30 protein-coding genes and 1 pseudogene are annotated in these 25,866 nt (G+C 69.7%); 12 read left to right on the forward strand and 19 right to left on the reverse strand.

Annotation, left to right across the window (positions count from 1 at the left end; genetic code table 11):
• Nucleotides 1-73: 73 nt before the first annotated feature.
• Both IEY82_RS35330 and IEY82_RS35335 read right to left on the reverse strand, forming a co-directional pair.
• Nucleotides 74-952, reverse strand: a complete 879-nt coding sequence (locus IEY82_RS35330; RefSeq protein WP_189128635.1) for an RNA polymerase sigma-70 factor — start codon at nucleotides 950-952, stop codon at nucleotides 74-76.
• On the reverse strand, nucleotides 949-1,539 hold the full coding sequence (locus IEY82_RS35335; protein ID WP_189128636.1) for a carboxymuconolactone decarboxylase family protein: 591 nt from the start codon (nucleotides 1,537-1,539) through the stop codon (nucleotides 949-951). The genes IEY82_RS35330 and IEY82_RS35335 overlap by 4 nt, the downstream gene beginning before the upstream one ends.
• A gap of 138 nt (nucleotides 1,540-1,677) precedes the next feature.
• Here IEY82_RS35335 and IEY82_RS35340 point away from each other — a divergent pair, with 138 nt between their 5' ends.
• From IEY82_RS35340 to IEY82_RS35350, 3 genes are read left to right on the forward strand one after another with little or no spacing between them, the layout of a single operon-like run.
• Nucleotides 1,678-2,106, forward strand: a complete 429-nt coding sequence (locus IEY82_RS35340) for a hypothetical protein (RefSeq protein ID WP_189128637.1) — start codon at nucleotides 1,678-1,680, stop codon at nucleotides 2,104-2,106.
• Nucleotides 2,100-2,324 carry a helix-turn-helix transcriptional regulator gene (locus tag IEY82_RS35345; protein WP_189128638.1) on the forward strand — a complete coding sequence of 75 codons (225 nt, stop codon included), beginning with the start codon at nucleotides 2,100-2,102 and terminating at the stop codon, nucleotides 2,322-2,324. Before IEY82_RS35340 ends, IEY82_RS35345 begins: the two co-directional genes overlap by 7 nt.
• A gap of 5 nt (nucleotides 2,325-2,329) precedes the next feature.
• Nucleotides 2,330-3,304 carry an NAD(P)-dependent alcohol dehydrogenase gene (locus IEY82_RS35350; protein WP_189128639.1) on the forward strand — a complete coding sequence of 325 codons (975 nt, stop codon included), beginning with the start codon at nucleotides 2,330-2,332 and terminating at the stop codon, nucleotides 3,302-3,304.
• A gap of 59 nt (nucleotides 3,305-3,363) precedes the next feature.
• Here IEY82_RS35350 and IEY82_RS35355 read toward each other — a convergent pair whose 3' ends face one another.
• The 5 genes from IEY82_RS35355 to IEY82_RS35375 form a co-directional block, all read right to left on the reverse strand.
• Nucleotides 3,364-3,690: a hypothetical protein gene (locus IEY82_RS35355; RefSeq protein ID WP_189128640.1), complete on the reverse strand. Its 327-nt coding sequence runs from the start codon at nucleotides 3,688-3,690 to the stop codon at nucleotides 3,364-3,366.
• A gap of 173 nt (nucleotides 3,691-3,863) precedes the next feature.
• Complete coding sequence (locus IEY82_RS35360; RefSeq protein ID WP_189128641.1) at nucleotides 3,864-4,568, reverse strand: hypothetical protein; 705 nt, start codon at nucleotides 4,566-4,568, stop codon at nucleotides 3,864-3,866.
• Nucleotides 4,569-4,652: 84 nt separating this feature from the next.
• Nucleotides 4,653-5,918 (reverse strand): WXG100-like domain-containing protein, encoded by a 1,266-nt coding sequence (locus IEY82_RS35365; protein ID WP_189128642.1) that lies wholly within the window; start codon nucleotides 5,916-5,918, stop codon nucleotides 4,653-4,655.
• Nucleotides 5,919-6,421: 503 nt separating this feature from the next.
• Nucleotides 6,422-6,958, reverse strand: a complete 537-nt coding sequence (locus IEY82_RS35370; RefSeq protein WP_189128643.1) for a hypothetical protein — start codon at nucleotides 6,956-6,958, stop codon at nucleotides 6,422-6,424.
• An 85-nt stretch (nucleotides 6,959-7,043) separates the two neighbouring features.
• A complete protein-coding gene (locus tag IEY82_RS35375; protein ID WP_189128644.1) occupies nucleotides 7,044-7,865 on the reverse strand; it encodes an alpha/beta fold hydrolase in 822 nt (273 codons plus the stop codon).
• 370 nt (nucleotides 7,866-8,235) lie between these two features.
• Between IEY82_RS35375 and IEY82_RS35380 the strand changes: the two genes are divergently transcribed.
• Complete coding sequence (locus tag IEY82_RS35380; protein WP_189128645.1) at nucleotides 8,236-9,723, forward strand: bifunctional aminoglycoside phosphotransferase/ATP-binding protein; 1,488 nt, start codon at nucleotides 8,236-8,238, stop codon at nucleotides 9,721-9,723.
• An 88-nt stretch (nucleotides 9,724-9,811) separates the two neighbouring features.
• Here the strand turns inward: IEY82_RS35380 and IEY82_RS35385 are convergent, their stop codons facing one another.
• Nucleotides 9,812-10,417, reverse strand: coding sequence for an Rv1733c family protein (locus IEY82_RS35385; RefSeq protein ID WP_189128646.1), 606 nt, complete (start codon nucleotides 10,415-10,417; stop codon nucleotides 9,812-9,814).
• 214 nt (nucleotides 10,418-10,631) lie between these two features.
• Between IEY82_RS35385 and IEY82_RS35390 the strand changes: the two genes are divergently transcribed.
• Nucleotides 10,632-11,159, forward strand: coding sequence for a DoxX family protein (locus IEY82_RS35390; protein WP_189128647.1), 528 nt, complete (start codon nucleotides 10,632-10,634; stop codon nucleotides 11,157-11,159).
• Nucleotides 11,160-11,254: 95 nt separating this feature from the next.
• Here IEY82_RS35390 and IEY82_RS35395 read toward each other — a convergent pair whose 3' ends face one another.
• Together IEY82_RS35395 and IEY82_RS35400 are read right to left on the reverse strand one after the other, a co-directional pair.
• The gene (locus IEY82_RS35395; protein ID WP_189128648.1) at nucleotides 11,255-11,590 is read right to left on the reverse strand and encodes a cupin domain-containing protein; all 336 of its coding nucleotides are present in this window, start codon (nucleotides 11,588-11,590) and stop codon (nucleotides 11,255-11,257) included.
• Between the two features lie 122 nt (nucleotides 11,591-11,712).
• The gene (locus IEY82_RS35400) at nucleotides 11,713-11,859 is read right to left on the reverse strand and encodes a DUF6203 family protein (protein WP_189128649.1); all 147 of its coding nucleotides are present in this window, start codon (nucleotides 11,857-11,859) and stop codon (nucleotides 11,713-11,715) included.
• Between the two features lie 165 nt (nucleotides 11,860-12,024).
• Between IEY82_RS35400 and IEY82_RS35405 the strand changes: the two genes are divergently transcribed.
• From IEY82_RS35405 to IEY82_RS35420, 4 genes are all read left to right on the forward strand, one after another.
• Nucleotides 12,025-13,920 carry an ABC transporter ATP-binding protein gene (locus IEY82_RS35405; protein ID WP_225263910.1) on the forward strand — a complete coding sequence of 632 codons (1,896 nt, stop codon included), beginning with the start codon at nucleotides 12,025-12,027 and terminating at the stop codon, nucleotides 13,918-13,920.
• Nucleotides 13,920-15,740, forward strand: coding sequence for an ABC transporter ATP-binding protein (locus tag IEY82_RS35410; RefSeq protein WP_189128650.1), 1,821 nt, complete (start codon nucleotides 13,920-13,922; stop codon nucleotides 15,738-15,740). Before IEY82_RS35405 ends, IEY82_RS35410 begins: the two co-directional genes overlap by 1 nt.
• A 177-nt stretch (nucleotides 15,741-15,917) precedes the next feature.
• Nucleotides 15,918-16,355: a VOC family protein gene (locus IEY82_RS35415; RefSeq protein ID WP_225263908.1), complete on the forward strand. Its 438-nt coding sequence runs from the start codon at nucleotides 15,918-15,920 to the stop codon at nucleotides 16,353-16,355.
• 168 nt (nucleotides 16,356-16,523) lie between these two features.
• Nucleotides 16,524-17,267 carry a hypothetical protein gene (locus IEY82_RS35420; RefSeq protein WP_189128651.1) on the forward strand — a complete coding sequence of 248 codons (744 nt, stop codon included), beginning with the start codon at nucleotides 16,524-16,526 and terminating at the stop codon, nucleotides 17,265-17,267.
• Nucleotides 17,268-17,412: 145 nt separating this feature from the next.
• Here the strand turns inward: IEY82_RS35420 and IEY82_RS35425 are convergent, their stop codons facing one another.
• From IEY82_RS35425 to IEY82_RS35435, 3 genes are read right to left on the reverse strand one after another with little or no spacing between them, the layout of a single operon-like run.
• Nucleotides 17,413-18,180 (reverse strand): MauE/DoxX family redox-associated membrane protein, encoded by a 768-nt coding sequence (locus IEY82_RS35425; RefSeq protein ID WP_189128652.1) that lies wholly within the window; start codon nucleotides 18,178-18,180, stop codon nucleotides 17,413-17,415.
• Between the two features lie 10 nt (nucleotides 18,181-18,190).
• Nucleotides 18,191-18,787 (reverse strand): cell wall protein, encoded by a 597-nt coding sequence (locus tag IEY82_RS35430; RefSeq protein ID WP_189128653.1) that lies wholly within the window; start codon nucleotides 18,785-18,787, stop codon nucleotides 18,191-18,193.
• 10 nt (nucleotides 18,788-18,797) lie between these two features.
• Nucleotides 18,798-19,247 (reverse strand): RlpA-like double-psi beta-barrel domain-containing protein, encoded by a 450-nt coding sequence (locus IEY82_RS35435; protein ID WP_189128654.1) that lies wholly within the window; start codon nucleotides 19,245-19,247, stop codon nucleotides 18,798-18,800.
• A gap of 248 nt (nucleotides 19,248-19,495) precedes the next feature.
• On the opposite strand from IEY82_RS35435, the gene IEY82_RS35440 reads away from it, so the two are divergent.
• Nucleotides 19,496-19,675, forward strand: coding sequence for a hypothetical protein (locus IEY82_RS35440; RefSeq protein WP_189128655.1), 180 nt, complete (start codon nucleotides 19,496-19,498; stop codon nucleotides 19,673-19,675).
• Nucleotides 19,676-19,951: 276 nt separating this feature from the next.
• Here IEY82_RS35440 and IEY82_RS40465 read toward each other — a convergent pair whose 3' ends face one another.
• Nucleotides 19,952-20,251, reverse strand: a complete 300-nt coding sequence (locus tag IEY82_RS40465; RefSeq protein WP_372459752.1) for a DUF6891 domain-containing protein — start codon at nucleotides 20,249-20,251, stop codon at nucleotides 19,952-19,954.
• Nucleotides 20,252-20,340: 89 nt separating this feature from the next.
• On the opposite strand from IEY82_RS40465, the gene IEY82_RS35445 reads away from it, so the two are divergent.
• Nucleotides 20,341-21,675: a hypothetical protein gene (locus tag IEY82_RS35445; RefSeq protein ID WP_189128656.1), complete on the forward strand. Its 1,335-nt coding sequence runs from the start codon at nucleotides 20,341-20,343 to the stop codon at nucleotides 21,673-21,675.
• 88 nt (nucleotides 21,676-21,763) lie between these two features.
• On the opposite strand, the gene IEY82_RS35450 is transcribed toward IEY82_RS35445, so the two are convergent.
• The 5 genes and pseudogenes from IEY82_RS35450 to IEY82_RS35465 form a co-directional block, all read right to left on the reverse strand.
• Nucleotides 21,764-22,150, reverse strand: a complete 387-nt coding sequence (locus IEY82_RS35450) for a TraR/DksA family transcriptional regulator (RefSeq protein ID WP_189128657.1) — start codon at nucleotides 22,148-22,150, stop codon at nucleotides 21,764-21,766.
• The gene (locus IEY82_RS35455) at nucleotides 22,147-22,701 is read right to left on the reverse strand and encodes an acyl-CoA dehydrogenase family protein (protein ID WP_189128658.1); all 555 of its coding nucleotides are present in this window, start codon (nucleotides 22,699-22,701) and stop codon (nucleotides 22,147-22,149) included. Before IEY82_RS35455 ends, IEY82_RS35450 begins: the two co-directional genes overlap by 4 nt.
• 92 nt (nucleotides 22,702-22,793) lie before the next feature.
• Nucleotides 22,794-23,018, reverse strand: a pseudogene (locus tag IEY82_RS40470) (acyl-CoA dehydrogenase family protein); the annotation flags it as partial.
• A gap of 11 nt (nucleotides 23,019-23,029) precedes the next feature.
• Entirely contained in the window at nucleotides 23,030-23,968 is a 939-nt protein-coding gene (locus tag IEY82_RS35460) for an RpnC/YadD family protein (protein ID WP_225263906.1), read from the reverse strand.
• Nucleotides 23,969-24,100: 132 nt separating this feature from the next.
• Complete coding sequence (locus IEY82_RS35465; protein ID WP_189128659.1) at nucleotides 24,101-25,366, reverse strand: MFS transporter; 1,266 nt, start codon at nucleotides 25,364-25,366, stop codon at nucleotides 24,101-24,103.
• Between the two features lie 99 nt (nucleotides 25,367-25,465).
• On the opposite strand from IEY82_RS35465, the gene IEY82_RS35470 reads away from it, so the two are divergent.
• The coding region (locus tag IEY82_RS35470; RefSeq protein WP_189128660.1) for an ABATE domain-containing protein at nucleotides 25,466-25,866 on the forward strand (401 nt) is incomplete at its 3' end.

Consider the following 25,866-nt stretch of genomic DNA (forward strand, 5'->3'; position numbering starts at 1 on the left):
TTCCTCCCGGTCCATCGGCGGCTAGCCCAAGGTACCGGTGAAGGCGCCGCGATGACGCCGGGTCGGGGACCGGTCACCGGGTGAGTTCGGTCTCCTCGTCGAGCCGGGCCAGCTTGTGCGGGTTGCGGATCGCGTAGATCCGGGTGATCCGGCCGTTCTCGATCACCAGGCTCGCCACCGTGTCCAGTTCGCCGTCGAGGTGGAGTCGCGCCGCCGGCTCGCCGTTGAGCCACATCGGCATCGCCTCGAAGGCGCTCGTCACCGTGGCCAACGAGCTCAGCAGCGGGGCCACCCGGTGGGCGCCCTCGACCGGGCGGCGAGAGGCGGCGACCACGCCGCCACCGTCGGCCACCACGACCACGTCCGGCGCGAGCACGTCCAGCAGCCCTTGCAGGTCACCGCCGCGGACCGCGGCCAGGAACCGCTCCACGACGGCCTCCTGCTCGGCCCGGCTCACCTTCACTCGCGGTCGCCGCGCGGCCACGTGATCCCGGGCGCGATGGGCGATCTGCCGCACCGCCGCCGGCGTCCTGCCCACCGCCTCCGCGATCTCGTCGTACGGCGTCTCGAAGACCTCACGCAGCACGAACACCGCCCGTTCGACGGGGCCCAACGTCTCCAGCACGGTCAGCATCGCGAACGAGACGCTCTCGGCGAGTTCGACGTCCTCTGCCACGTCGGGGCTGATCAGCAGCGGCTCGGGGAGCCACTCGCCGATGTACTCCTCGCGTCGTCGCGTCAGCGTGCGCAGCCGGTTGAGCGCCTGCCGGGTGACGGTCCGCACCAGGTAGGCCCGTGGGTCCCGGACGTCCGCCCGGAGCGCGGCGTCGAGGCCCGCCCACCGCAGCCAGGTCTCCTGCACGACGTCCTCGGCGTCGGCGGCGGAGCCGAGCATCTCGTAGGCGACCGTGAACAGCAGGCTGCGGTGGGTGACGAACGGGTCGGCGATCATGCCCGCGACGCTACGTCGCCAGGTCGCGCCAGGGGCGCCAGGCCGCACGCCGCGGAGAAGCCCTGGGCCTCGATGCCGAGGGCGAAGTTCGTCCGCGCGGTCTGGTTCGCCACGGCGATCCACGCGGTGAGCTCGACCATCGCCGGGGCCCCGAGCCGATCGAGCAGCCGCGCCGAGAGCTCGTCGGTGACGGTCGGCGGCGTCCGCGTCATCGCCTCGGCGTACTCCATGACGTCGCGCTCCAGCGGCGTGAAGACGTCCGACTCGCGCCAACGCGGCACCTCGCGGGCCTTGGCCACGTCGAGCCCTTCGTTGTGCGCGTGGAAATACCCGAAGTCGAGGCAGAACGTGCAGCCGATCAGGGAGGCCGCCGCCATGTGGGCATAGGACTTCAGGTTCTTGTCGCACGTCTTCCACTTGCCGGCCTTGCGGCCGAGGCTGAGGCTGAACGTGAGCACCGGCCGGTTGTTCCACATCACGCCGAGTGGCTCGGGCACGACGCCGAACATCTTCCTGCTGAACTTCTTGAGTACGGCCCCGTAGACGCCGGTGATCTCAGCCTTGGGAACCCGGGTGTGGCTGGTCATGTCTCTCCTCGTCTCCTGATGTCGGCATGGAGACACCGACGGGGCCCGATCTGTGACATGTCCGGCGGGGTGTCTCGCCCCAGGGCGGCGATGTAAAGAAAAGTAGACATCGGGTCCGCTTTGTTTTACATTGCCGGTATGGCAGCAGAAGAGAAGAGCGCGTGGATCATGCTGATGGTCTCGGTCGTCGCGTACACGGCGTACCTGGTCGTGGTCCTCGGGCGGGTGGGAGACGGCCCGCTGGCCGAGGTGTCGTACGCCGCGCCGCTGGTGTGGACCATCGGCGGGGCGATCGTGGCCGGGATCGTGCTGAACATCGCGGCCGGCGTCATCGCGCCCAAGGAGGCGCTCCGGAAGGACCAGCGCGATCGGGAGATCAACCAGTTCGGCGAGCACATCGGCCAGTCGTTCGCCGTCATCGGCGGTGTGACGGCGATGGGCCTGGCGGTGGCTGAGTTCGCCCACTTCTGGATCGCGAACGCGATCTACCTGGGGTTCGTGCTGTCGGCGATCCTCGGGTCGATCGCGAAGATCTTCGCCTATCGCAAGGGCTTCCACCCATGGTGAAGCCGACCCGGGTGACGAACTCGATCCGCTCCCTCCGGTTCGCGCAGGGCGAGATGACCCAGGCGGAGCTGGCGGAGCGGGTCGGCGTGACCCGGCAGACCGTCATCGCCATCGAGCAGGGCCGCTACTCGCCCTCGCTGGAGATGGCCTTCCAGATCGCCAGAGTGTTCGGCGTCCCGCTCGACGACGTCTTCCAGTATCCGGACAGTGAGGAGTAGACACCATGAAGGCAATCATTCAAGACAGGTACGGTTCGCCCGACGTGCTGAGATTAGAGGACATCGACCGGCCGATTCCCGGGGACGACCAGGTGCTCGTGGAGGTGTACGCGGCGGGTGTCGAACAGGGCGTCGCCCACCTCATGACCGGCCTCCCGTACCTGCTGCGGCTGGGCTTCGGGCTCCGCGCGCCCCGGCATCGCGTCCGGGGCCGCGAGCTCGCCGGGCGCGTCGAAGCGGTCGGGAAGAACGTGACCCGCTTCCGGCCGGGCGACGAGGTCTTCGGCATGGGCGAGGGCACCTTCGCGGCGTACGCCTGCGCCCGCGAGCGCAAGCTCGCCCGCAAGCCGGCGAACCTCACGTTCGAGCAGGCCGCGGCCGTCACCATCTCGGCGACCACCGCCCTCCTGGGGATCCACGACATCGGCCAGGTCAAGCCCGGGCAGCAGGTGCTCGTCACCGGCGCCGGAGGGGGCGTGGGGACGTTCGCGCTGCAGCTGGCCAAGGCGGCCGGCGCCGAGGTCACCGGCGTGTGCGGCCCGGCCAAGGCGGAGCTGGTCCGGTCGATCGGTGCCGACCACGTCATCGACTACACGCGCGAGGACTTCACGCGCGGCGGGCGTCGCTACGACGTCATCTTCGACCTGGCAGGCAACCGCCCGGTGGCCCGCCTGCGGCGCGCCCTCACGCCCCGCGGCACCCTCGTCCTCGGCGGCGGCGAGGACGGCGGGCGGTGGCTCGGCGGCATGGAACGTTCCCTCGGCGCCATCCTGCTGTCGCCGTTCGTCGGCCAGCGGCTCCGCTGGCTGCTGGCGGGCGAGCGCAGCGAGGATCTCGAACGTTTGAGAGAGCTCGCCGAGGCCGGCACGATCACGCCGGTCATCGGCGGGACGTATCCGCTGAGCGAGGCCCCCGACGCCCTGCGGCAACTGGCCGCCGGCCAGGCACGCGGGAAGCTGGTCATCACCGTGCGGGAGTGAGACGCCGGTCACCCCGCTCACCATGCCCGGCGCGAGGGCCGCTGCGCCGGGAGGAGGAGTCATATCGGGCGAGACGGAGTCGAAAGATCCAGTGCCTGGATGGTGGTCGTGTTGGCGTGTTCGATGGTGGCCGCCCGGTCGGCCATCACGGCGACTGCCGCGCTGGTTTCGCCGAGATTGGTCTGCACACGGTCGCATGCCTGGCTGAGCATCTGGTTGATCTGGTCCATGGCCATGCCGATGACACCGATCCCCCAGGGGGAGCGCACGCCGCCGGAGATGGCCTCCTTGAGCGTGTTGGCATGCTCACCGAGCAGATCAGCTGCTTCCTGGACGCGTCGCGCGGCCTGGGCCAACGATGCATGATCGACCAGAACCTCGTCCACCGTTCACACCCCACGACTGCTGGGCGATGATCGAACTTGCCGATTTTTACCATATGTACGCGGGGTTTCGGTGTCTCGAACGGCCAGAGGTTCCCGCGTAGATCGAAGGGAAGGACGCGCTCGCTGCGGGCGACTCCAGCGACCGGCTCCCATCCGTGTTCCGTAGCCCCGGTTCACCGCATGCCAGCGAGTCGTTCGAGTTCGGCCAGCCCGGAGGCTCGTCGCTCCACGGCATCGGCTGGGATCTTCCCGGCTGCCGGATCCTCCGGCATACCGATCCAGTAACGCAAGGCGCACATGGGGCTGTACCCGTCGCATCGAGCCTGCCGGAGGCGGGATTTCCACATCAGATACGCGGCCGGTCCCGCCTCGCCGGCTTCGCTTGTGGAGTAGTAGCCGGCCGCGTCATCGGAGACGGCCGCCCACAGATATCCGATGACGATGTCACCACTGGCCTCCCTCACGACCGGCAAATAGCAGACGGCTTCTTCGGTGGTGAACGGGTACTCCAACGATGCGCTGTCGCGGGAAGGCGCGTCCATCGGTGGGGACGCCGGCCACTCCATGATTTCCCGGGGATCGGCCAAGCCCGGATTCGCCATCTCGGTGAGGGCCTCGTAGGACGTGGCGAAACGATCCGCAGCGTCCTCGGCGATCCCACCGGCAAGGGGGTCTTCAGGTGTGCCCACCCAGCGGTGTAGCGCCTCCATAGGTGACCGGCCCGCCTTGCTCTCCTCGCCCATGCGCGTGGCCCAGATCACCGCCGCGTCGAAACTGTCGCCTGCCGCGCCAAGCCGGCGTTCGTAGTGGGCGCTCCCCCCGCTTTCCTCGGTGGCGGGAGCCCACAGGTAGCCGATCTCTTCCCCGCGCAGCGTCACGGGGACGTACCGGATGGGTGTGCGGTGCGGCGGTGTGGGTGATGATCGCGCCATGGGGAAACTCCTGCTCTCCGGCTGTCCCGCTCATGATGCCGATCGAGGGAGAACCCGCGCATAGAGGTGGACCATGCCGTCGCCTTTAAGGACCGCATCGGTGAAGACGTATTCTGCTTGCGGAGGAAGTACTAGCTCGCGCTGCTCTGGATGGATGCTACGTCGGCCCAACCATAAGCATGGATATTTCTGGGGAATGTCGAAGTGCACTAGGTAACGTATGGGATGTGGCGTGGTGGGAACCACCGTGGTCCCCAGCGAGGTGGAGGTGAACGCCTGGTCAACGTGTCTCACACCGATGATGGAGCGGGGATCCACACCGTCGTATCCCTTGATGTAGTCAATTGAGTTGAGCGCGCGCAACGCCTCTAGCCGTTCGGGAAGCGGGAACCTCACTGCGCCCTGCAGATGTGCGATCTCGTCACTGACATCCTTAAGACTCGGGACGACCCCGTTGAACATGTTTATCAATACTCGGCGATCCCGGGGGATGCTGAGCATGCGGTCCAGTTCGGCCTGGGGATCGGGAACTCGTAAGAGGTAGTTGAATGGACGACCGTCGCGCGAATAGTTTTCCGCAGCGAGTCGCTCTCGTCGGGAGAGCTCGGTGAAATGGTGACCAAGGAGTCTTTCTCCATAGGCCTCGCCCTCGGCATCGCTGCCGAAGCGGCGGAGTCGGCCGTCGAGTCCGTCGCCGTGGCGTCGACTGATCGGCAGGAGGGGCGCACGAGCGTCGAGTATTCGGCGAAGGCGCGTTCCGACGCCTCCGGCCAGCCTTTCCCGGAAGGCTTCTTCGAGCTTTCGGCGAAAGGTGGATGCGGACCGCTGGGCGAACATCCGCCAGACCGAGGTGGCGGTCCGCGCGTGCAATGCGGCCATGCCGCCGCTGATGACGGCGGCGGCCGCCGCCCACGCCAGGACAGCGGCCAGGCAGAAGGCGGCGAAGATGAGGATCAACTTGATGGCCACGACGAGTACGGCGGCCAAGTCGTGGCCGTCGGCCAGGGCGCGCAGGCTGATGGTGAGGCTGGTCAGGTGCGGGGAGTCATCGACTTTGTCGTTGGGGTGGTATTCGGCCCAGTAGGCGAGGAGTGTGTCGATGTCGTCCCCGGCGTTGTTGGTCATCACTTCGTTGATGCCGGCGTTCGCGGTGGGGATGACGACGGTGGCGAGCGCGGTGGCGCAGGTCCGGTAGGCGGTGGCGCATTCGCGTAGTTTGTCCTCGTCCTCGGTGGGCCATGGCACGCCGAGCAACTGGAACGCGATCTCCAGTTCGGGTGGGAGCATCAATGCCATGAGGCTGCCCCTGAGCCGCTACTGGTGACCCCTGCGCGTCGCCTCACGCCCGCGCGCGGGGACGGGGAGCTCATATCGGGTGGGACGGAGCCAAGGGCGTCAGGACCTGGATGGCGTTGGCGTTGGCATGAGATCTGAGCAGATCAGCCGCTTCCCGCTTGTGCCGCACTGTCAAGATCAACGATGCCTGGTCGACCAGGATCCCGTCGTTCATTGTCCCCCAGAGCAGGGCTGGTCATGATCAAGGTTGTAGATTTCTACCATATGTACGCCGGTCATGGCACGACGGCGAGCATTCGGCCGGGAACCCTTCATCTGCACGCCATGCGGCTTCGCTGAGCACGCCGACGTCACGCGGCTCGCAACATCGCCTCACGCGGCGTCGCGGGCCGGTCAGTGAGTCGCGCTGCCTGACGCGTACCAGACCGTCGACATCATCGACGCCAGGAGCCCGCAAAGCTCGGTCGTCAAAGGTTGGAAAGTCGACGGACCCGGGCGGGTGCCTACAGCCAGCTGGCCCGGACGCTGTCCGCCTCGTCGGTGGGCGCCCGGCCGAGCTCTCCCTTGCGCACCCTGGTGAGCAGGCGTTCGACGCTGTCGAGGATCTCAGGGGCGGAGGCGCGAAGCTCGGCCACGTCCGCGGCGATCACGTCGTCGCGCTCGATCCCGGCCCGCTCCAGCACGCCGTCCAGGTCGGTCAGCCGGGCGGCCAGCCAGCCGAGCGGGTCGCCCGACAGCTCCCTCTCGAACACGCGGGAGCCCGGCTCCCAGCCGGTGAACGTGGGGTGGTGGTGGGTGCGGTCGAAGCTGCCGGGCTGCCCGGCGACCGACTCCAGCAGGTCGACGCGCCAGACGGGCTGGTCGACCTCGATGGGGCGGGCCGAGTAGATGGATCCCTTCAGTTGCCCCTGGCGGAGCATGCGCACCTCGAGACGTACGCCGCGTTCGGGTCCCTCCTGGCCTTTGTCCGGCTCGGGGTCCACGAAGTAGAGGTCGCTGACGACCACGCCGATGCGCTCGAAGCCGAAGACGTAAAGCACAACAAACACTCCTATTTCGGATGTCTTTCTCGCAGTATGTACACCCCGGAGATCGGCTTCAATCCGCGCCCGGAGACAGCGGCCGTCAGTCCACGAACTCCATCAGGGCCCGGTTGACCTGTTCGGGATGGGTCCAGCCGATGTTGTGCGGGCCGCCCTCGACGACCTCGAACCGCAGGTTCCTGACGAACTCACCCAGCCGCCTGCCCGTGGACTCGATCGGCAGGATGCGGTCCTCGTCACCCTGGACCACCAGCAGCGGCACGTCGAATCTGGCCAGATCCGCGCGGAAGTCCGTGCCCCACGTCGGGACGCAGTCGTAGGTGGCCTTGGCCGACGCCGCCGCGGCCACGTTCCAGCTCGCCTGCCACGCCTCCGCGCTGATCCGCTCGCCGCCGAGGACGTCCACGTTGTAGAAGTCGTCGAGGAACGTCTTCAGGTAGGCGAACCGGTCGTCGGCGATGGACTTCTGGATGCCGGTCAGCACGCCCGGGTCGATGCCGCCGTGCTCGTCGACCAGGTACGGCTGGAGCGGAGCGAGCAGCACCGCCTTGCGGACCCGGGCGGAGCCGTACATGCCGAGGTAGCGGGTGACCTCGCCGGTGCCCATGGAGAAGCCGACCAGGACGACCTCGCGCAGGTCGAGCCGCTCCATCAGGATGTTGAGGTCGGCGGCGAAGGTGTCGTAGTCGTAGCCCGTGGCCGGCCGGCTGGAGCGGCCGAAGCCGCGCCGGTCGTAGGCGACGACGCGGTGACCGGCCTCCAGCAGGACGGGCACCTGCTTCTCCCACGAGTGGCAGTCCAGCGGGAAGCCGTGGATCAGCACGACGGGCGTGCCGCTGCCGTGGTCCTCGTAGTAGATCTCGATGGGGCCGGAGTTCTCCTGACCGGTCGTGATGTAAGGCATGTGGTGTCTCCCCCGAAGTGACGCTCAAACCGCATGAATGCCCGTTGACGAGGATGAACACGCCTCCGCCGGCCGAACGCCTCAGAGATGGCGGACCACTCTGGCCTGGACGCCCACGAGCTCTGCCGGGAGGTCGCAGATGTCCGTTGTGCCGTCCACCGGGAGCGGCGGCCTGGAGACCGCGCTCGCCGAGCTCCCCTCTGGTCGACCACCACGTGCACGGAGCCTCGCCGACGACCATGATCGGCGCGGGCAACGCCCTGCGCGTCTACGGCCTGGAGGAGGACCCTGGCCGACAGGTTCGATGACCTGCTTAAAGGGGACATCCGGGATGCCGACCGGATCCGTATCGCAGGCAGGGGGCAGCGCCATGGACACCATGATCAAGGAGACGCACGCCGCCCTGGTGTTCCTGCTCGGCGAGCACGCGTACAAGATGAAGAAGCCGGTGAACCTCGGTTTCCTCGACTTCTCGACCGTACGGGCCCGAGAGGCGGCGTGCCGGCGGGAGGTCGAGCTCAACCGCAGGCTGTCGCCCGACGTCTACGAAGGCGTGGCCGACGTGCTCGGCCCCGACGGACAGGTCTGTGAGCATCTGGTGGTCATGCGCCAGATGCCCGGCGAGCGGCGGCTGGCCACGCTCGTACGGTCGGGCGCGCAGGTGGAGGAGCAGCTGCGCGGGATCGCGCGCCAGCTCGCCGGGCTGCACGCCAACTCCCGGCACGGCCCCGACATCGATCGCGAGGGCGGCCGGCAGGCCCTGCGTGGACGATGGACCGAGAGCTTCGCGCAGGTGCGCGGCCTGCCCGGCGCCACGATCCCGCCCGGCATGCTCGACGAGATCGAACGGCTCACGCTCCGCTTCCTGGACGGCCGCGACCCCCTCTTCGCGGCCCGCGTCGCCGCCAAGCGCGTCGTTGACGGCCACGGCGACCTGATGGCCGAGGACATCTTCTGCCTGGAGGACGGCCCCCGGATCCTCGACTGCCTGGAGTTCGACGAACGCCTCCGCTTCGTCGACGGGCTCGACGACGCGGCCTTCCTGGCCATGGACCTCGAACGGCTGGGCGCGCCCCGGCTGTCCGAGGAGTTCCTCCGCCGCTACGTCGAGTTCTCCGGCGACCCCGCGCCGCCCACGCTGTGGCACCACTACGTCGCCTACCGCGCGTTCGTCCGGGCCAAGGTCGCCTGCCTGCGCCACTGGCAGGGCGACGTCGACGCGGGCTGGGAGGCGCGGCGGCTGGCCGAGCTGACCCTGGGCCACCTGCGCGCCGGCGAGGTCGCCATGATCGTCGTCGGCGGCTCGCCCGGCACCGGCAAGTCGACCCTGAGCGGCGGCATCGCCGACCGGTGCGGCTACACCGTGCTGCGCAGCGACCGCATCCGCAAGGAGCTGGCCGGGCTCGACCCCCTCGACTCCGCGAGCGCGCCGTACCAGCAGGGGATCTACGACCAGGCGCACACCGAACGCACCTACACCGAGGTGCTGTCGCGCGCCGAGAAGCTGCTCGGCCTGGGCGAGCCGGTCGTCCTCGACGCGTCGTGGACCGGCGAGCGGCACCGGGACCAGGCCGCGCGGGTGGCCGCCCGTACGTCGAGCACCCTGGTCATGCTGCGGTGCACGGTCATGCCGCAGATCGCCGCCGAACGCCTCGCCACGCGCGGGCTCGGCCTCACCGACGCCGACGAGGCCATCGGCGCCGTCATGGCGGCGACCGCGGCGCCCTGGCCGGACGCCGTCGAGATCGACACCGGGGTCGCGCCGGAGCAGGCGCTCGAACGTGCTCTGGCGGCCGTCCAACCGGCCAAGGGCGAGCTGTCCTGGAGGTTCCGGCGCCCGCAGATCGAGCCCGGCTGACCTCCGTCGCCGTCCCTGGGGGCGCCGCCGCACCTCGCGCCGCCGGTGGGGGCGCCGCCACCACCCAGCGCCGGTCCTGGGCGTGCCGCTACACCTCGCGCCGGCGCTGCCAGTGCTGGTTGTACCGGCTCCAGGACGTCTCCCACTCGGCCAGGCGGCGCCGGTCGAGCACCCGCCGGAAAACGGCGAACGCGCCCCAGCACAGCAGCGCGGTCACCAGGACCACCGACCCGCTCGTCGTGACCGCCTGGATCCGGAGCTGCGTCTCGCTCAGAGGCGGAGACGCGGGAGTCCCGCCGCCGTCCAGCCACACCGGAACAGTGGCTCCGGCCTTGGTCAGGGCCGGAGCCGGCACCGGCCCTGTCCGCACCTCACCCGTCCGGGTCGTCCACCGCGCCTTCACCCGCACCTCGGGCGGGGTGCCGTCCCACGCCGACCGGCGGCCGGCCGGCGCGTCCTCCAGCAGGGTCGCCTGCACCTGCCGGCTCGTGCCGGCCTCGCGCGCGTTCATCTCGTACGAGTGCCGCCCCGCCAGCACCGCCGGCCAGAGGCTGACCAGCACCAGCAGCACCGCCACCACGCCTCCGCCCGTCTCCAGCCGGTCGGCGCGGCGGCGCAGTGGATTGCCGTCCAACCGGTGCCTGCGCACGCGGGACTTCACGGAACACATCACGGAGCGGATCGCGGCCTTCATCTCGCACCTCCCTCGCCAGGCTCCCCTCTCTCCCGCGAGCCGGGCCAGAGTCGTAAGCCCTGCCCGATCAGGGACCTTCGGCCGGCCCGCGCCCAGGCCCGGCAAGGTCCAAAGTCCCTGCGGGGCAGGCCCTACGGCACTGCACCGGAGCCGCCGGACACGGTGTGATCGTGGTGTGAGAAAGACGCTGACCCAGCACTGAAAGGGGGCCGTCATGGCCACCACGATTCACAAGCCCGTCATGGCAGCCGACACCGGCACCACGGCGCGCCGCCCCGCCGACTACGTCTGGGCGATCACCCGGATCTCGCTCGGCTGGATCTTCCTGTGGGCGTTCCTCGACAAGACCTTCGGCTGGGGATTCGCCACTCCCGCCGAGCGGGCCTGGGTCGCGGGTGGCAGCCCGACGACCGGCTTCCTCAAGGGCACCGGTGAGAACGCGCTCGGCGGCTTCTTCGGCTCGCTGGCCGGACAGGTCTGGGTGGACTGGCTGTTCATGATCGGCCTGCTCGGCATCGGCACCGCGCTCGTCCTCGGCGTCGGACTGCGGATCGCCGCCGCCACCGGCAGCCTCCTGATGGTCATGATGTGGGCCGCGGCCCTGCCCCTGACCACCAACCCCTTCATGGACGACCACATCATCTACGCGATCGTGATGGTCGGCCTGGCCCTGGCCGGCGCCGGCACCACGCTCGGCCTGGGCAACCTGCCGATCGTCCAGCGCAACCCGTACCTCAAGTGATCGGCCCCGCCGATGCCCACCCTCCCGGTGGGCATCGGACCGTATCCCCGACGCCCCGCCCCTGACCAGGGACGGGGCGTTCTCGTCGGGTCCGCTCAGGCCAGGCGCTTGGCCACGGTGAGCAGGACGGCGGCGTCCTCCAGGGCCTCCAGGCTGTGGCGCTCCTGCGGGATCTCCAGGAGGTCGCCGGCCAGCCCGTCGCGGGTCTCGTCGCCGCCGCGCAGCCGTACCCGTCCGCGCAGCACCAGCAGCGTGGCCTCGCCCGGGTTCTCGTGCTCGGCCAGCGACGTGCCGGCTGTCAGGACGAGGAGCGTCTGACGGAGCGCGTGCTCGTGGCCGCCGTAGAGGGTTTCGGCGCTGCGCCCCGACGTGGCCGCCGTGGCGCGCTCCATGTGGTCCAGTACGAGTGCGTCCAAAGGGATCTTCCGCATGTTCACGAGTCTGCACCACCTCCCTGCCGATCACCCCACCCAGGTCCGCGTTTCACCTCCCGGGCCCGCCGGCTTCGGTGAACGGCGGGTGCCATGAACGTCGGGTGCCCTGAAGGCCCGGCTCAGCGCCGCCCGCGGCCGCGCTTGTCCTGCTGCTCGGCGCGTTGCCTGCGGCGACGTCCCAGTAACCAGGCCAGCCCGACGACGGCCAGGCCGATGGGGGTGCGTGCCAGCCAGCGCGCGACGACGACTTTGAGGAAGTTCTTCATGGGGACCACTTCTGCCCCGCTGAGCGGCGGGTAAAGCTGCCCGAACATCCATCACCAGGACCTCGCCGGCCCGGTCCCGGCGAAAACGGTTGGGAATCTGTCGGAGGCCGGTGATAGGAACAGGGGCGTTCTTTCTCCTCTTTTCCTGCGGCCGGGGGGCTCGCCGTGACCACCAGCAGTTCGGAGTTCTCCGTCTCCGGTCCGCGCTACAACGGGCGCGGTCCGGTGCGCTGGCTCTGGTCCCACCTGCGCCGCCATCCGCTCCACCTGGCCGGTTTCCTCGGCGGGTCGCTCGTCATGGTGGTGCTCAACGCCCTGGTCCCCCAGCTCACCGGCGAGGCCTTCGACGCCGTGCTGGGAGAGCGGGGTGAGCCGCGCGCCGCGCTGGGCCTGCTCGCGCTGGCGCTGCTGGCGATCGTGTCGGCCCGTGGGCTGTTCGATCTGGCCGCCCGGCTGTCGAGCGAGGTGCTGGCCAAGCGGTTGGAGCGCGACGCCCGTGACGAGCTCTACGTGAGCCTGCTGGGCAAGAGCCAGACCTTCCACAACCGGCAGCGGGTCGGCGACCTGATGGCCCGGGCGGCCAACGACATCCGGCAGCTCTCCATCATGGTCACTCCAGGGTTCGACCTGATCGTCGACTCCGGCCTCAACGGCCTGGTGCCGCTCTTCTTCATCGGCATGATCGACCCGCGGCTGCTGCTGGTGCCCTGCGTCTTCGCGGTCACCTTCGTGATCGCGCTCTGGCTCTACATGCGCCAGCTCAACCCGGTGGCCACGCGCATGCGTGAGCAGTTCGGCGACCTCAACGCGGGCCTCAACCAGGCCGTGCGCGGCATCGAGGTGATCAAGGTGACCGCGCAGGAGGAGCAGGAGCGGCTACGGTTCCGGTCCTACGCGCGCCGCTACCGCGACTCGTTCGTCCGCAACGGCCTGGTCCAGGCCCGCTATCTGCCCACTCTGCTGTTCGCCTTCGCGATGGCCGGGGCGCTGTGGCACGCCCTCCACCTCCATGCCGCGGGGGCGATCACCATCGGCGAGCTGGTGGCCTTCATGGGCCTCATGGGCATGATGGGCTTCCCGACGCAGATCTCGATCTTCACGTTCTCGCTGGTCCAGCTCGGCGTCGTGTCCTCCCGCCGGATCCTCGACATCGTCAACGCCGAGACCGAGCTGGAGCAGCGGGCCGACGGCCATGCCGCGCCCATCACCGGCGAGATCGTCTTCGACGACGTGACGTTCGGCTACGGAGAGGGCGACCCGGTGCTGCGTGGGGTGTCGTTCACCGTGCGGCCGGGCGAGACGGTGGCGATCGTCGGCGAGACGGGCTCCGGCAAGAGCACGCTGACCAAGCTGGTGCCCCGCATCTACGACGTGACCTCGGGCCGGATCCTGGTCGACGGCGTCGACGTGCGCGACTGGGACCTCGACTCGCTGCGCTCGCAGATCTCCACCATCGAGCAGGACATCGTGCTCTTCTCCCGTTCAGTCGCCGCCAACATCGCCTTCAGCCTCGGCCAGCGGGCCGATCGCGAGGCCGTGGTCAGGGCGGCCGAGGACGCGCAGGCCGCCGAGTTCGTCGCCGAGCTCGACGACGGCTACGACACGGTCATCGGCGAGCGCGGCGTCACCCTGTCGGGAGGCCAGCGCCAGCGGCTGGCCATCGCGCGGGCGTTGCTGACCGACCCGGCGATCCTCGTGCTCGACGACTCGACCAGCGCCGTCGACTCCGCCACCGAGGACCGCATCCAGCAGGCGATCGGCCGCATCCTCGACGGGCGCACCACGCTGCTGATCACCCATCGCCTCTCCCAGATCCGGTGGGCCGACAAGGTCCTGCTGCTGCGGCGCGGCGAGCTGGTCGACTACGGCACCCATGACGAGCTGATCGAGCGCAGCCGCCTCTACCAGCGGATCTTCGCCCACTACGACGAGGTCGCGGACCCGGCCGAGTCGTCCTCGTCGACGGCTCGCCAAGATCAGGCCGAGTCGTCCTCGGCGGCGGCTCGCCGGGATCAGACCGAGCCGCCGGTCCTGGCGAGCGAGCAAGGAGGGGTGCGCTGATGGGCTTCGTCATGGACGGCCTCGACGCCGAAGACTACGACCGCAGTTACGACGACCGCGATCTGCTGCGCCGGATCCTGTCCTACTTCCGGCCGAAGCTCGGGTCGATGCTCCTGGTGGCCGTCATGATCGTGCTGGTCTCGGCGACCCAGGCGGCCATGCCGCTGCTGGCCAGCTGGGGCGTCGACGCGATCGCCGACGGCACCATCGCCGACGTGGGGTGGCGGATCACGGCGGGGCTGCTGCTCGCCGGGGCGCTCGGCTGGCTGTTCACCTTCGTCCGGCAGTGGTACAGCGCGCGGGTCACCGGCGACGTCGTGCTCCGCCTGCGTGAGGACGCGTTCGACGCCGTGCTCGAACGCGACCTGTCCTTCTACGACGAGACGCCGTCAGGCAAGATCGTCAGCCGGGTGACCTCCGACACCGACGACTTCGCCACCGTGTCCACGCTCACGATGGACCTGATCAGCCAGGTGCTGATGGTGGGGTTCGTCACGGTCCTGTTGTTCCTGCGCAGCGTCGAGCTGGCCCTGCTGACCCTGCTGATGGTGCCGGTCGTCGTGGGCATCGCGCTGCTCTTCCGGCGGCTCGCCCGCATCAGCACCCGCACGGCCCAACGTTCGCTGAGCCGGGTCAACGCCAACCTGCAGGAGACCATGGGCGGCATCGCCGTGGCCAAGAACTTCCGCCAGGAGCGGCAGGTCTACGACGAGTTCCGGCCCATCAACCAGCAGAGCTACCGGGTGACCCTCAGGCAGGGGTTCGTCTTCTCCGCCATCTTCCCGGTGCTCTTCCTCGTGGCCGGGCTCGCCACCGTCGCGCTGGTCCAGCTGGGCGGCACCTCGGTGCTCGGGGGCGGTCTTTCGGCCGGCGACTGGTACCTCTTCCTGCAGGGCGTGTCGCTCTTCTGGTTCCCGCTGACGTCCATCGCCGCCTTCTGGTCACAGTTCCAGCAGGGCCTGTCGGCGTCCGAGCGGGTCTTCGCCCTGATCGACGCCCAGCCGCGGGTCGTCCAGACGGACGCGCGGGTCCCCGGCAGGCTGGCGGGCCGCATCGAGTTCCAGAACGTCACCTTCGGCTACGACGCCGCCAGCCCCGTGCTCCGCGACTTCGACCTGCTCATCGGGGCCGGCGAGTCCGTGGCCCTCGTCGGCCACACCGGCGCGGGCAAGTCCACGCTCAGCAAGCTGATCACCCGGTTCTACGAGTTCCAGGAAGGCCGCCTGCTGATCGACGGCCACGACATCCGCACGCTCTCCCTGGGCCACTACCGCAGGCAGATCGGCGCGGTCCCGCAGGCTCCGTTCCTGTTCAGCGGCACCGTCGCCGACAACATCCGCTACCCGAGGCCCGACGCCGGCGACGAGGAGGTGGTCGCCGCCGCGGCCGCGGTCGGCGGCGGCGACTGGGTCGACGCCCTCCCACAGGGCCTGCTGACCGATGTCGGCGAGCACGGCCGGGCGCTGTCCATGGGCCAGCGCCAGCTCGTCGCGCTGGCCCGCCTGCTCATCCAGGACCCGGCGATCGTGGTGCTCGACGAGGCCACGGCCAGCGTCGACCCGCTGACCGAGGCCCAGATCCAGGAAGGGCTCGACGTGGTGCTGGCCGGCCGCACCTCGATCGTCATCGCGCACCGGCTGTCCACGATCGAGCACGTCGACCGCATCATCGTGCTCGACCACGGCCAGATCGTGGAGGAGGGCGACCACGCGATGCTGCTGGCTCGGGGTGGCCGCTACTGTCAGGTCTACAACACCTACTTCCGGCACCAGTCGCCCCATTATCGCGCCGGCTCGGGGTTCGTCGCCGTGGGCGACTGATACCGGGGATTCCTCGTGGGAGATCGTGGATCTTGCCGCAGGTGGGGGCGTGGGGTGGTGAGCATGCCGCCTTGCGGGCCGTTGACTTCCGCCGGTCCGCCGCCGGCACCTCGCGTTTAATCAGCGACGTGGCGTGCAGGGTCCATGCGGCGAAAGGCAGGCTGATCACGAGGGGTGGTGGTCGATGTGGTCGACCGGGAAAGCGTGCCCACGTTCTGTCAGGTGGTGCTCGACTGCACCGATGCGAGGGCGTTGGCGGAGTTCTACCGATCTCTGCTGGGTCTGGTCTATCGGCCCGGTGATGAGCCGCCGGAGGCAGGGGGCGCCGATGAGCGTGGCCGCGACTGGCTGGTGCTGAGGACTCCTGAGGGCGCCCCGCAGCTGGCCTTCCAGCAAGTCGAACGACTACCCGAGGCGACTTGGCCGGAAGACCGGGTGCCACAGCAGTTGCACCTGGACCTGACCGTGGACTCGGTCGAGAGCTTGGACGTTCAACACGAACGCGTCCTGCGTCTCGGCGGCCGGCTGCTGCTGGACCGCAGCGATGATCCCGAGGAGCCCCTCCGCGTCTATGCCGACTTGGCCGGCCATCCGTTCTGCGTTTTCGTCGGCTGATAGGGGTGCCGCGCCGCTCACCCGACCCGCCGCGAGAGGGAGCGGTGGCTGGAGAAGCGGTCCGCCGGGGTCCGGCGGCAACTGGAGTTCCTGCGTTCGGCGCTGGACGGCGGCGCCGCCGACGAGGCGCAGCAACTGTTCCCGGAAGGCTATGTCTTCCTGCACGCGTTGTACGGCCTGAGCTGGGTCGAACTCGGCCTGCGCGAACCGGCCGACGGACGCGCGGTCGCGCTCGGCGAGGCCCGCTGGGCGTTACGACGGCTGGACTCGCCCTCCGGCCGCGCCCCGTTCAGCCCCGACCTCGTCCCGCCGTACGGCGTCTTCTACCAGGGCTGGACCAACTGGCTGCGCGGCGGAGCGCTGAGCCTGCAACCGGCCGGGCAGCGCGACCCGGCTGAGCTGCGCCGGTTCGCCGCCGACTCCGCCGCCCTCGGCCGGGCGTTCGACGCCTCCGGCTCACCGTTCCTGGCGGCGTACCCGGAACAGGCCTGGCCGGTCGACTCCACGGTGGCGGTGGCGTCGCTCCGGCTGCACGACACACTGCTGCCGCCGCGGTTCGCCGGCACCGTCGAACGGTGGCTCCGAGCCGTACGTGAGCGGCTCGACCCGCGCACCGGGCGCCGGCGCGCTGGCCAACTACGGCGAGCTGGCCGGCCTGCCGATCGTCACCCCGTGGACCAAGAGGTACGCCTTCGGCCTGCTCCCGATCGGCGACGCGTTCCTCGCCTGGTCGAAGACCGCACGGCCCTGGGTGGCGGGTACGCCGGACCCGCCGCCGGCGACCGTCTCGTGGTGGTGGCGGATGCCGCTGCTGTCGATGCTGTTCGTCGTCGGCGTCGCTCCCTGGGGGCCGGCGCTGCTGCGGTGGCGGCGCCGTACGCGTGCCGGCACCAGCTGAGCGGCACCTGCTGAGCGGGATTCGCGCTGAGTGGGATTCGCGCTGAGTGGCGCCTGCTGAGCGGGACCCGCTGAGCGCACCCGCGCCGACGCGAAAGCGGCCTGGCGAACCGGAAAGGCGGCCCGAAGAAACCGCGAAAGCGGTCAAGCCGGGACATGGTCAGGCGAGGGCCGCCTCGTCGACCAGGGCGACCCTGATGGCCGCCGGATCGTCGCCGGCGAGGGGGACGGCGAAGACCGCCGACCGCTCGCGCGCGCCGTAGACCAGGAACCGCACGCCGTCCTCGTCCCACGTCTCGCGTACGTCCGAGGTGAGCCGGGCCGACGCCGAGCAGTACGCGGGGCTGCGCCGGAGCAGGTGCAACGTGGTCTCCAGCGGGACGTCCCCTGGCGGGAGAGCGGCGAGCGGGCGGCGCAGCCGTACCAGGAGGCGGCGTGTCGGGGTGAGCCAGTAGCGGTCCAACTCGGCCGAGAGGCCCAGCAGGATCACGACCTCCAGCAGGACGAGAGGCGCGAGCGGCGGGTACGGCCCCGCCCCGATCGCCACGAGCCCGGCGGCGAGCAGGACGCCCGCGCGGAGGAAGGCGCGCAGGTCCACCGGGCGGGAGTGCGCGCCCAGGCAGCCGCACGACGAGGTGGGCGCGGCGACGTACGCGTAGCTGAGGTAGGCGAGGAAACCGGCCGCGAGCAGCGCGGCGGCCACGCCGTCGAGAGGATGGACCGGCGGCAGCAGCAGCGCGGCGGCCACCGCCAGCTCGACCAGGCCGACGAGCCGGAGCGCCGGGACCGCGCGCGTCGCGCCGGTCAGCCGGGCCAGGGCGGTCTGCCCGGCCTGTGCCCGCATCCGCCGGCTGAGCAGCTTCATCAGACCTGCCCAGATGAGGAAGACAGCGATCACGTACGGCTGCGACGCGGCGATCCCGTGCATCTGCTGGCTCCTAGTGAGGGGAGAAGACGGTTGCGATGTCGACTTCGTTCGTGTCCGGACGCCAGGCGCCCAGGATCTGCACGTGCTGGCTCACTTTCAGCATCGACAGGTCCGAGGTGGCCGGCGACTCGGAGTGGATGGCGACGGACTTGCCGGCCACGACGTGGCACAGCACCTCGTGCCCGTTGTGGTCAAGGTGGATGGTCTGGCTGGTGATGTTCTTGATGTGACCCTTGATATTGACGATGTTGAGCCACACCGCCTCGGCGGCGAGCATCCCATCGGGCATGCGTACGCCCCTGGCGTACAGGCCGTCGCCCGGCTTGGCCTGATCGAACCCGACCGGTCCCAGCTTCCACAGGCTCGTGCCGTCGACGACCCTGATGGTGTGGAACACCATGTTCGAGCCCAGGACGAGCAGGGTGTTCTCCTTGATCGAGCGGATCCGGCCCTCGGCGAAGTTGGGGTCGGGGGTGCCGGGCTCGATCGCGGGAGCCGTGGTGGCGAAGGCCGCCTCGGGGCCGAGCGAGCCCAGCGCGGTCGCGGCGACGACGCCCGCACCACCGCCGAGCACGGCCGACTTGAGCAGATCTCTTCTGCTGCGCATCGTTCGCCTCCTATGCGGCCGAGATCTCGCACGGCCGCAGGCCGGTGGAGAGGCTGGCGATCTGGCTGTACGCGGCCGGTGTGAGGTCGATCAGCCGGTTGTCCGCGCAGGTCGCGCCGCAGCAGCTCCGTTCGCCGCAGAACAGGTCGGTCTGCGGGCCGCAGTCGGCGATGGCGGTGACGACGCTGACGCCGCTGCACAGCGCCGTGGTGCGGTGGCGGAAACCGCAGGTCCTGCGGGACAGGCCGACACCGCAGCTGTCAGGGCGGGTGATCGCCCAGCAGGCGTCGGACGTGTTGGGCCAGGCATGTTGCATGCTGCCCGAGTTGCAGGTGCCGCAGGCTCCCTTGCCGGTGCTGCTGCACGGGCCCCAGGCGGTGCCGCAGCAGAACCAGGAGACCTCTCCTTGGACGGGGCCGAGTAAGTCGGCGGGCGGGTCGGGTGACGTGCTTCGCGACATGCGCGTCCTCCTTGGGTGAGCTCTGAACGATCTCAGCGAGGCTTGAAGCTTTCCGACTCGATCTATGAGTACCATGCAAGGATTTTTCGTCAATGCCCGATCTGTCCCAGCGGCGAAAGTCGAATCAGCCGACGATGAGCGATCCCAGGCAGGGCGGTGTGTTGTCACTGATCAGGTGGAAGTGGCCTGAGTTGTGGGGTTAAGCCAGATTTAAGGGCGTTGCAAGAGGGACGCGATGGAATGTGGGCATGACGAACGAGAAGAAGAGTGGCGGCTTCGCACGCGCTGGTCGCCGAATCATCGCGGTTGCCGTGGTCGCCGCAGCCTCCTTGACCATCCTCGGCAGCGCGGCCCAGGCCAGGCCAAGTGACGGCTGGTACCGCTGCTGGATTTCGGACCACGGCTGGATGTGGTGCAAGGACGTCTAGGACGTCCTCGTCCCACCGGCGCAGGGCCCGCGCCGGGTGGGGCATCAGATCCAGGCACGACCTTCGACAAGGTCGTGCCTGCTCTGTTTCGAGTTCGCTTTGGTACGACGTGTCGTGGCGGAGTATGAGCCGCGGGACAGCTGCTAGGTCCACGAGACCGTGTGAAGCGGGCCAAGATCTGTCAGCGCGATGCGATCGTCGTGGACAAGGGTGGTGACCAGCATCAACGCCTCGTCGATGGTCACGTGTCGGCCACGCGAGCACTGCGCCGCCGCGTCAGGAGACTCCGCCCAGAGTTGTAAGTCGCTCTCCCACTGGAACTGAAGGATGGCTCCGGCGGCACTCTGGAAGCTGGGGCCAGGCCGTCTGTTCGGCGAGGTGTCGCGCTAACTCCTGAGTAGCGACCTCTCTGATCGTGCTCTCCAGGAGTTGATCATCCTCCACCTCGTTCGCCCAGCGCTCCATCGCGTCCTCGACCAGCCACGAGTACGCGCTGCGCCCGACGGCCACCTGAGTGCGGAGATCCTCGCTGAGTTCTCCAGCACGGTTGGCTCGATCACTTTCCGATCTCCTCATCCCCGGCTCGGCCACAGCTGAGGTCTGTCGCTCTCCGTGATTTGTCGTACCCGTACAGCACACTGGTTCCGGCGTAGGAGGTGAGGGTCATGGCGAAGGGCTTGGGCCGGGAGAGGGTCCGGGAGCTGCTCGGGCTCGCCGTTTGGGAGGTCGAGCTCGCGGTCGAGACCGGTCTGCTCAGACGCCTCCCCGATCGCACCTTCGACCCCGTCTCCGTCAACACGGCACAAGCCGACCTGGAGCTCTTTTGGCGACTTCTCGCCGCCGAGCGTCGCTGCAACGCCACCGAGGCGGCGGCCAGGCTGGGGATCTCGGCTGAGTCCTTCAGACGGATCGCGGCCGTCGCGGGCCTGGTTCCCTTGGTCACTCGGGAGATCAAGAAGTACGGCAGGGCTCTGACCGTTGGCTATTACCGCGCGGCGGATGTCGATGCGCTGGCCGATCACGCCCGCGCCGATACCGAGCTGCGCGCCGTCGCCCGGGCGGTCGCTCGTTCCGAAGCAGCCAAGAAAGCCGCCCTGACCCGCAGAGCCAACCTCGCCCGGGCCACAGAGGCCCGCGCGGAAGTCGAGGACACAAGGCCGGCTCCTGATGCGGATCCGATTCGGGTCCTTCTTTGGACAGCGGCCGTGATGGCCGCCGCCGGCGTCTGGCCTGGACCGCTCCGACTCCTCCGCCGCCTCTCGGACCGGCGCGTCGATCCGCTGGTCCTGACTTTGCGTGAAGCCCGTCTTCCTCGTGCGGAGCTGGAGGTGATGCTCGCCGAGCTCGCCGAAAGATCCGTTGAGCTGATCGGGCTCCTGGTCCCGCCTGCGGCTGGGGAGCGAGAGCTGGGCGTCCCGGTCGCCATGCTCCCCGCTGATCTGCCCCGGTTCGGAGATCACCTGCTGGCTCCCTTCCTACAAGAGGTGGTCTCCTCACCGCCGTCGTGGCTGCTGGAAGCACGAGCGGATCGCGAGCTGGAAGACGCCGCTCACAGGCAGGCCCGTCGTGCCATCGAAGAGGCCTATCGGCGGCGGACAGCGGCGCAGGCCGCTGTCGAGGAGGCCGTCCGCGTGGCATCCAGGCTGTCCGACGAGACCGTGGCGGAGATCTTCGGCCTGTCCGTCGAGGTGATCCGGCTGCTTCGCCCGAAGAGTGGCCGCTGGTCAGCCGAGCTGGTCGCACAGTTGTTCCGGCATTCTCCGCCGTGGCTGCGGGATGAGACCGCGGCCCGTATGGAGATCGACCGCCGCCGTCGGGCCGCCGTCACCCAAGCTCGGCGGCGGGCGGCCACTCGGCTCTCCTGGCGCCGACACTGGGCTGAGGCGTTCGGTGTTCCCCTCGAATGCGTCCCGGAGGTGATCGGACGGCCCACTCCTGGAGCGATTGAGGCCGCCAGGCGAGACCCGCCCCGCTGGGCGCGCAAGGAGACGCCCGGTTGACGAAGACCGGCTGACCGGAGTGCTTGAACATCGCGATCTTGGGGTCGGGGCCCGGCGCCGCACCCGCGTGTCCAGGCGGCGGGGTGGGTCAGCGGCGACGGGACGCGCAGATCACGCAGGTCTTGACGGCCGGCAGGACCTTCAGGCGCTCGAAGGGAATGCGTTGCCCGCACCTCGCGCAGGTCCCGTAGGTGCCATCGCGTAGCCGCTCGGAAGCGAGGTCCAGCTCGGTGAGGTGAGTCAGGGCCTGATCGAGAAGGGCCTGGACGTGGGCCCGCTCGAACGCCGTGGACGTGCCCTCGGGGTCGTGCTCGTCGTCGGAGGCCGTCAGCGCCGACGATGTGACGATCTCGTCCCGGTCGCGGCCCAGCAGGGCGGCGCGGGCCGTGGTCCTGCGACGGTCGGCGTCGAGCAGGTCTCGTATGGTCGCCTGCTCGGAGGGGGAAAGCGCGGCGTCCCGATGGTGTTCGGTCATGACGGCTCCTCACCTTCCCTGCCAGAGTATTCGCAGCCCTTCCCCGGAGATCCCTGAACGGTCCTGCTCACGGCCCCAGGGCGAAGAGCGTCCAGGATTCGTCCGGAGCCAGGCCGGCCAGACGTCACGTGATTGAGTGCGAGCCGCACCATCGTCTCCTGGCGTACGTCGAGCGTCCGGCCGGAGTCCAGGGTGTGTTCCGTGTCGTCCCACGTCGCGTGCACCAGCGCTTTCGCCGCGCGGAACGTCGCCTCGGCGCGGGCGAAGTCGGCGTGGAAGGCGTCACTGCCGGCGATCTGGCCCGGCCGCCCGGCCCGCGCCTCCGCGTAGCGGATCAGCTCGTCGAGTAACCGGCGGCCGACCCCGAGTGCCCAGGCGGAGTGGCAGATCAGCGCCTGGTCGAGCACGCCGAGCCGGTAGATCGCGCCGCCGCGCAACGGCTCGTTCTGGGCGAAGACGTGCGTCTGGGACTCTGGTACGAAGGCGCCGTCGATGGAGTAGTCGATGCTGCCTGTCGCGCGCAGGCCCAGGACGTCCCAGTTGCCGAGCATCGTGACGTCCTCGATCCGGGTGATGAAGATCCGGACACGGCCTGGTCGCCCAGGTAGGCGCCGGTCGTGCCGTTCTCCAGCGTGGTGGCCATGACGACCCACCCCGTTGAAGGGTCGGCGTAGGAGAGTTCCTCGAAGACGGCGATCAGCTCGCTCGGGGAAAGCTTGGCGCCGCCCAGCGGCACAGGCACCCAGATACCGAAAGGCCCTGCCTCGTGCAGGGCGTCCACGACAGTGGCGGTGAGTCTGCCCTGCAGGTAGCTCGTCCACAGCCTGGACGAGCTCCTACGCGGTGGGCGAGGGTGTGTTAACGGCACTGAACTCGTGGTTACCTGAACAGGTCCTGGAGGCTCTCGGCGGTCACCGCGCGGGTGGCCCAGGTTTCGAGCTGGTCCAGGTTGGTGCAGGCGGCGATCTGGGTGCGTGTGTCATCTGGGACGTCGAGACCGCGGGCTTCCAGTAGGAGCAGCACCAGCCTGGCGGCCTCTTCGGCCTTGCCTTCGGCCTTGCCTTCCGCTTTTCCTTCCGCTTTGCCTTCAGCCTTGCCCTCGGCTTTGCCTATGGTTTGGCCTTCTTCGAGGCCGCGGCCGTAGTGTTCGCGGGCGAAGGGGCTGTACACGGGCCAGGCGGTGGACGTCATGATCTCCTCCATGAGTCGCCGGATGTCGGGCGAGGCCATGCTGTAAGCGTATTCATAGTACTTCGGAGCGTGTTCGTCGTGCAGTTCGGCCAACGCCATGGCGAACGCCTCGATGACCTTGCGATCGCGGCCGTGGACCATGACCGCCATGGCCGAAAGCCCTGGGTGGGCTGCGGCCTGGTGGGGGTCGGTGATGGCCGGAATGCCGTCCGGCCCGAGCGCCTGGGCCTGGAGGCGGTAGCCGGTCAGGCCGGAGTTGATCGGTTGTGCGTAGTGGGCGGCGGTCCCACGGTCGGGACAGATGACCAGGACCGTGACGTCACAGCCCAGCAGCAGCCACAGGGCGGCGGCGTAGCGGGCGAGCTGCCGGGGATCCTTGGACTTGTCCTGCTGGATCTCCACGATGATCGCGTGTGCGGGGCTTTGTGGCGGCCCCAGGACGAGGACCAGGTCGGCCGCGAAGTCGTCCGAGGTGCGAGTGTTGAATGAGTTGTCTTCCAGTCGGATCAGCGGAGTCGCGGGTAGCTCCACCCCCATGAGGTCGCGCAAGATCTCCACCGCCAGCTGGGGGCGGTCGCTGATCAACTGGATGAGGGCATCATGTCGGGGGGATGGCATGTCGCTCATTGTGACACAGTAATCGCTGTGCGTGAGGTCAAGTGTCATGGCCCGTCGGCGCCTTGATGATCGCGGTGGACGCCTCACCGGTGGGTGGGCGCATCGGGGGCCGGTCGTGTCGCGCTCGCCGAGATAACGCCGTCACAGGACCGGCTGCGGGGTCCGTCCGGGCTCGACCGCCGCCGACAGGTCCGTACGGAGCGCGTACGGGATGAACGCGGCCAGGATGGCGACGGCGAGCACGGTGGCGATGACGAACACCGTTCGCACGCCCCAGAGTTCGGCCGCCAGGCCGGCCAGGGCGGCGCCGGCGGGGATGACGCCCCAGCTGAGCACGCGCGAGGCGGCGTAGACGCGGCCGAGAAGGTGGGGCGGTGACAGGTTCTGCCGGATGGTGGCGACCAGGATGCGCCAGACGCTGGAGCCTGCCCCGGCGACCACCGCGCCCGCGACCACGGTCCACACCGGGCCGTCCGCTGCCACGGGGGCCACCAGCAGGACGGTGCCGGCGGCATCGGCGATCAGCAGCCTGGTCACGCCGAACCTGCGGCGCAGCCGCTCCACCACCGTCGACGCGAGCAGGCCGCCGACGGCCATCGCGGTCAGCACGAGCCCGTACTGCGCCGTGCTGAGCCCGAGCGGGCCGGGGGAGACCGCGTACACGACGAGCAGGGCGGTCGCCACGGCCCAGGGGATGTTCATGGCGGCGGTGAAGAGAGTCAGGGTCCGCACGACCGGCTGCCGCCAGAGGTGGCGGAAGCCCGCGACCACTCCGTCGCTCGCGGCGTGTGCCGCGGCCACCCCGCCGCTCGCGGTGCGTGCCGCGGCGAGCGGGCGGCGCAGCGTCATCGCGAGGACGCCGGCGACGGCCAGTACGTAGAGCGCCGCGCTCGCGCCGGTGGCCAGCGCGAGGGTGGCCGCGGCCAGCAGGCCCGCGAGGGGCGGACCGGCGAGCTGGTTGGTCAGGTTGATGGTCGCCTCGATGCGGGCGTTGGCCCGGTTGCGGACGGCGGGCTCGGCGACCATCGGGATGGTCGCCGTCAGCGCGGTGTCGACGAGGGTCTCGGCGGCGCCGAGCAGCACGGCCCCGGCGAGGATGAGCGGCAGCGACAGCGTGCCGGTGAGGTGGGCCGCGGTGAGGCCGGCCAGTACGAGGGCGCGGATCACGTTGACGCCGATGAGGACCGTGCGACGGTCGACGCGGTCGACGATCCAGCCGGCGTGCAGCCCGAAGACCGGCCAGGCCAGCGTCAGCGCCGCGGTGACGGCGGCGACCCCGCCGGGGGACGCGTCGACGGCGAGGGCCAGCAGCGGGAGCACGAACAGCGCCATGCCGTCGCCCAGGTTCGCGGCGCCGGTGCCGAACCACAGCGCGTTGAACGGGCGGCCGAGTGGGATGGGGCGCATGACGGTTCTTACCTTTCAAATGGAGTTGATCGGTCGTAGCCTGGCGTCTACCGGACTGACCTGTCAACGGCATTTGATCGGTGAGATAGTGGTGTGGTGATGGATGTCGAGCTGGTTGGCAACGCGCTCTGCCTGGACTTCGCCAACACCGTCAACGCCCGTCCGGTGGCGCGGAGCGACTGGCTGGCCGGCGAGGAGGAGGCTTGTATCTGGGCCCGCGCCGCGGGGCATCCGATCGAGGACGCGGCCGGGCTCGCGGCCGCGTTGCCTGCCGCGCGGGAGCTCCGGGAGGCGGTGTTCCGGGTGTTCCAGCCGCTCGCGCACGGCGAGCGGCCACCGCGCGCGGACCTGGACGCCGTCGCCGTCGTTCACGCCGATGGCGTCACGCGCGGCCACCTCGCCGCCGGGCCGAGCGCCGCCGGGCCGAGCGCCGCTGGGCCGAGCGCCGCTGGGCCGAGCGCCGCTGGGCCGAGCGCCGCTGGGCCGAGCGCCGCTGGGCC

Source organism: Nonomuraea cavernae (assembly GCF_014646355.1).
Taxonomy (GTDB): Bacteria; Actinomycetota; Actinomycetes; order Streptosporangiales; family Streptosporangiaceae; genus Nonomuraea; species Nonomuraea cavernae.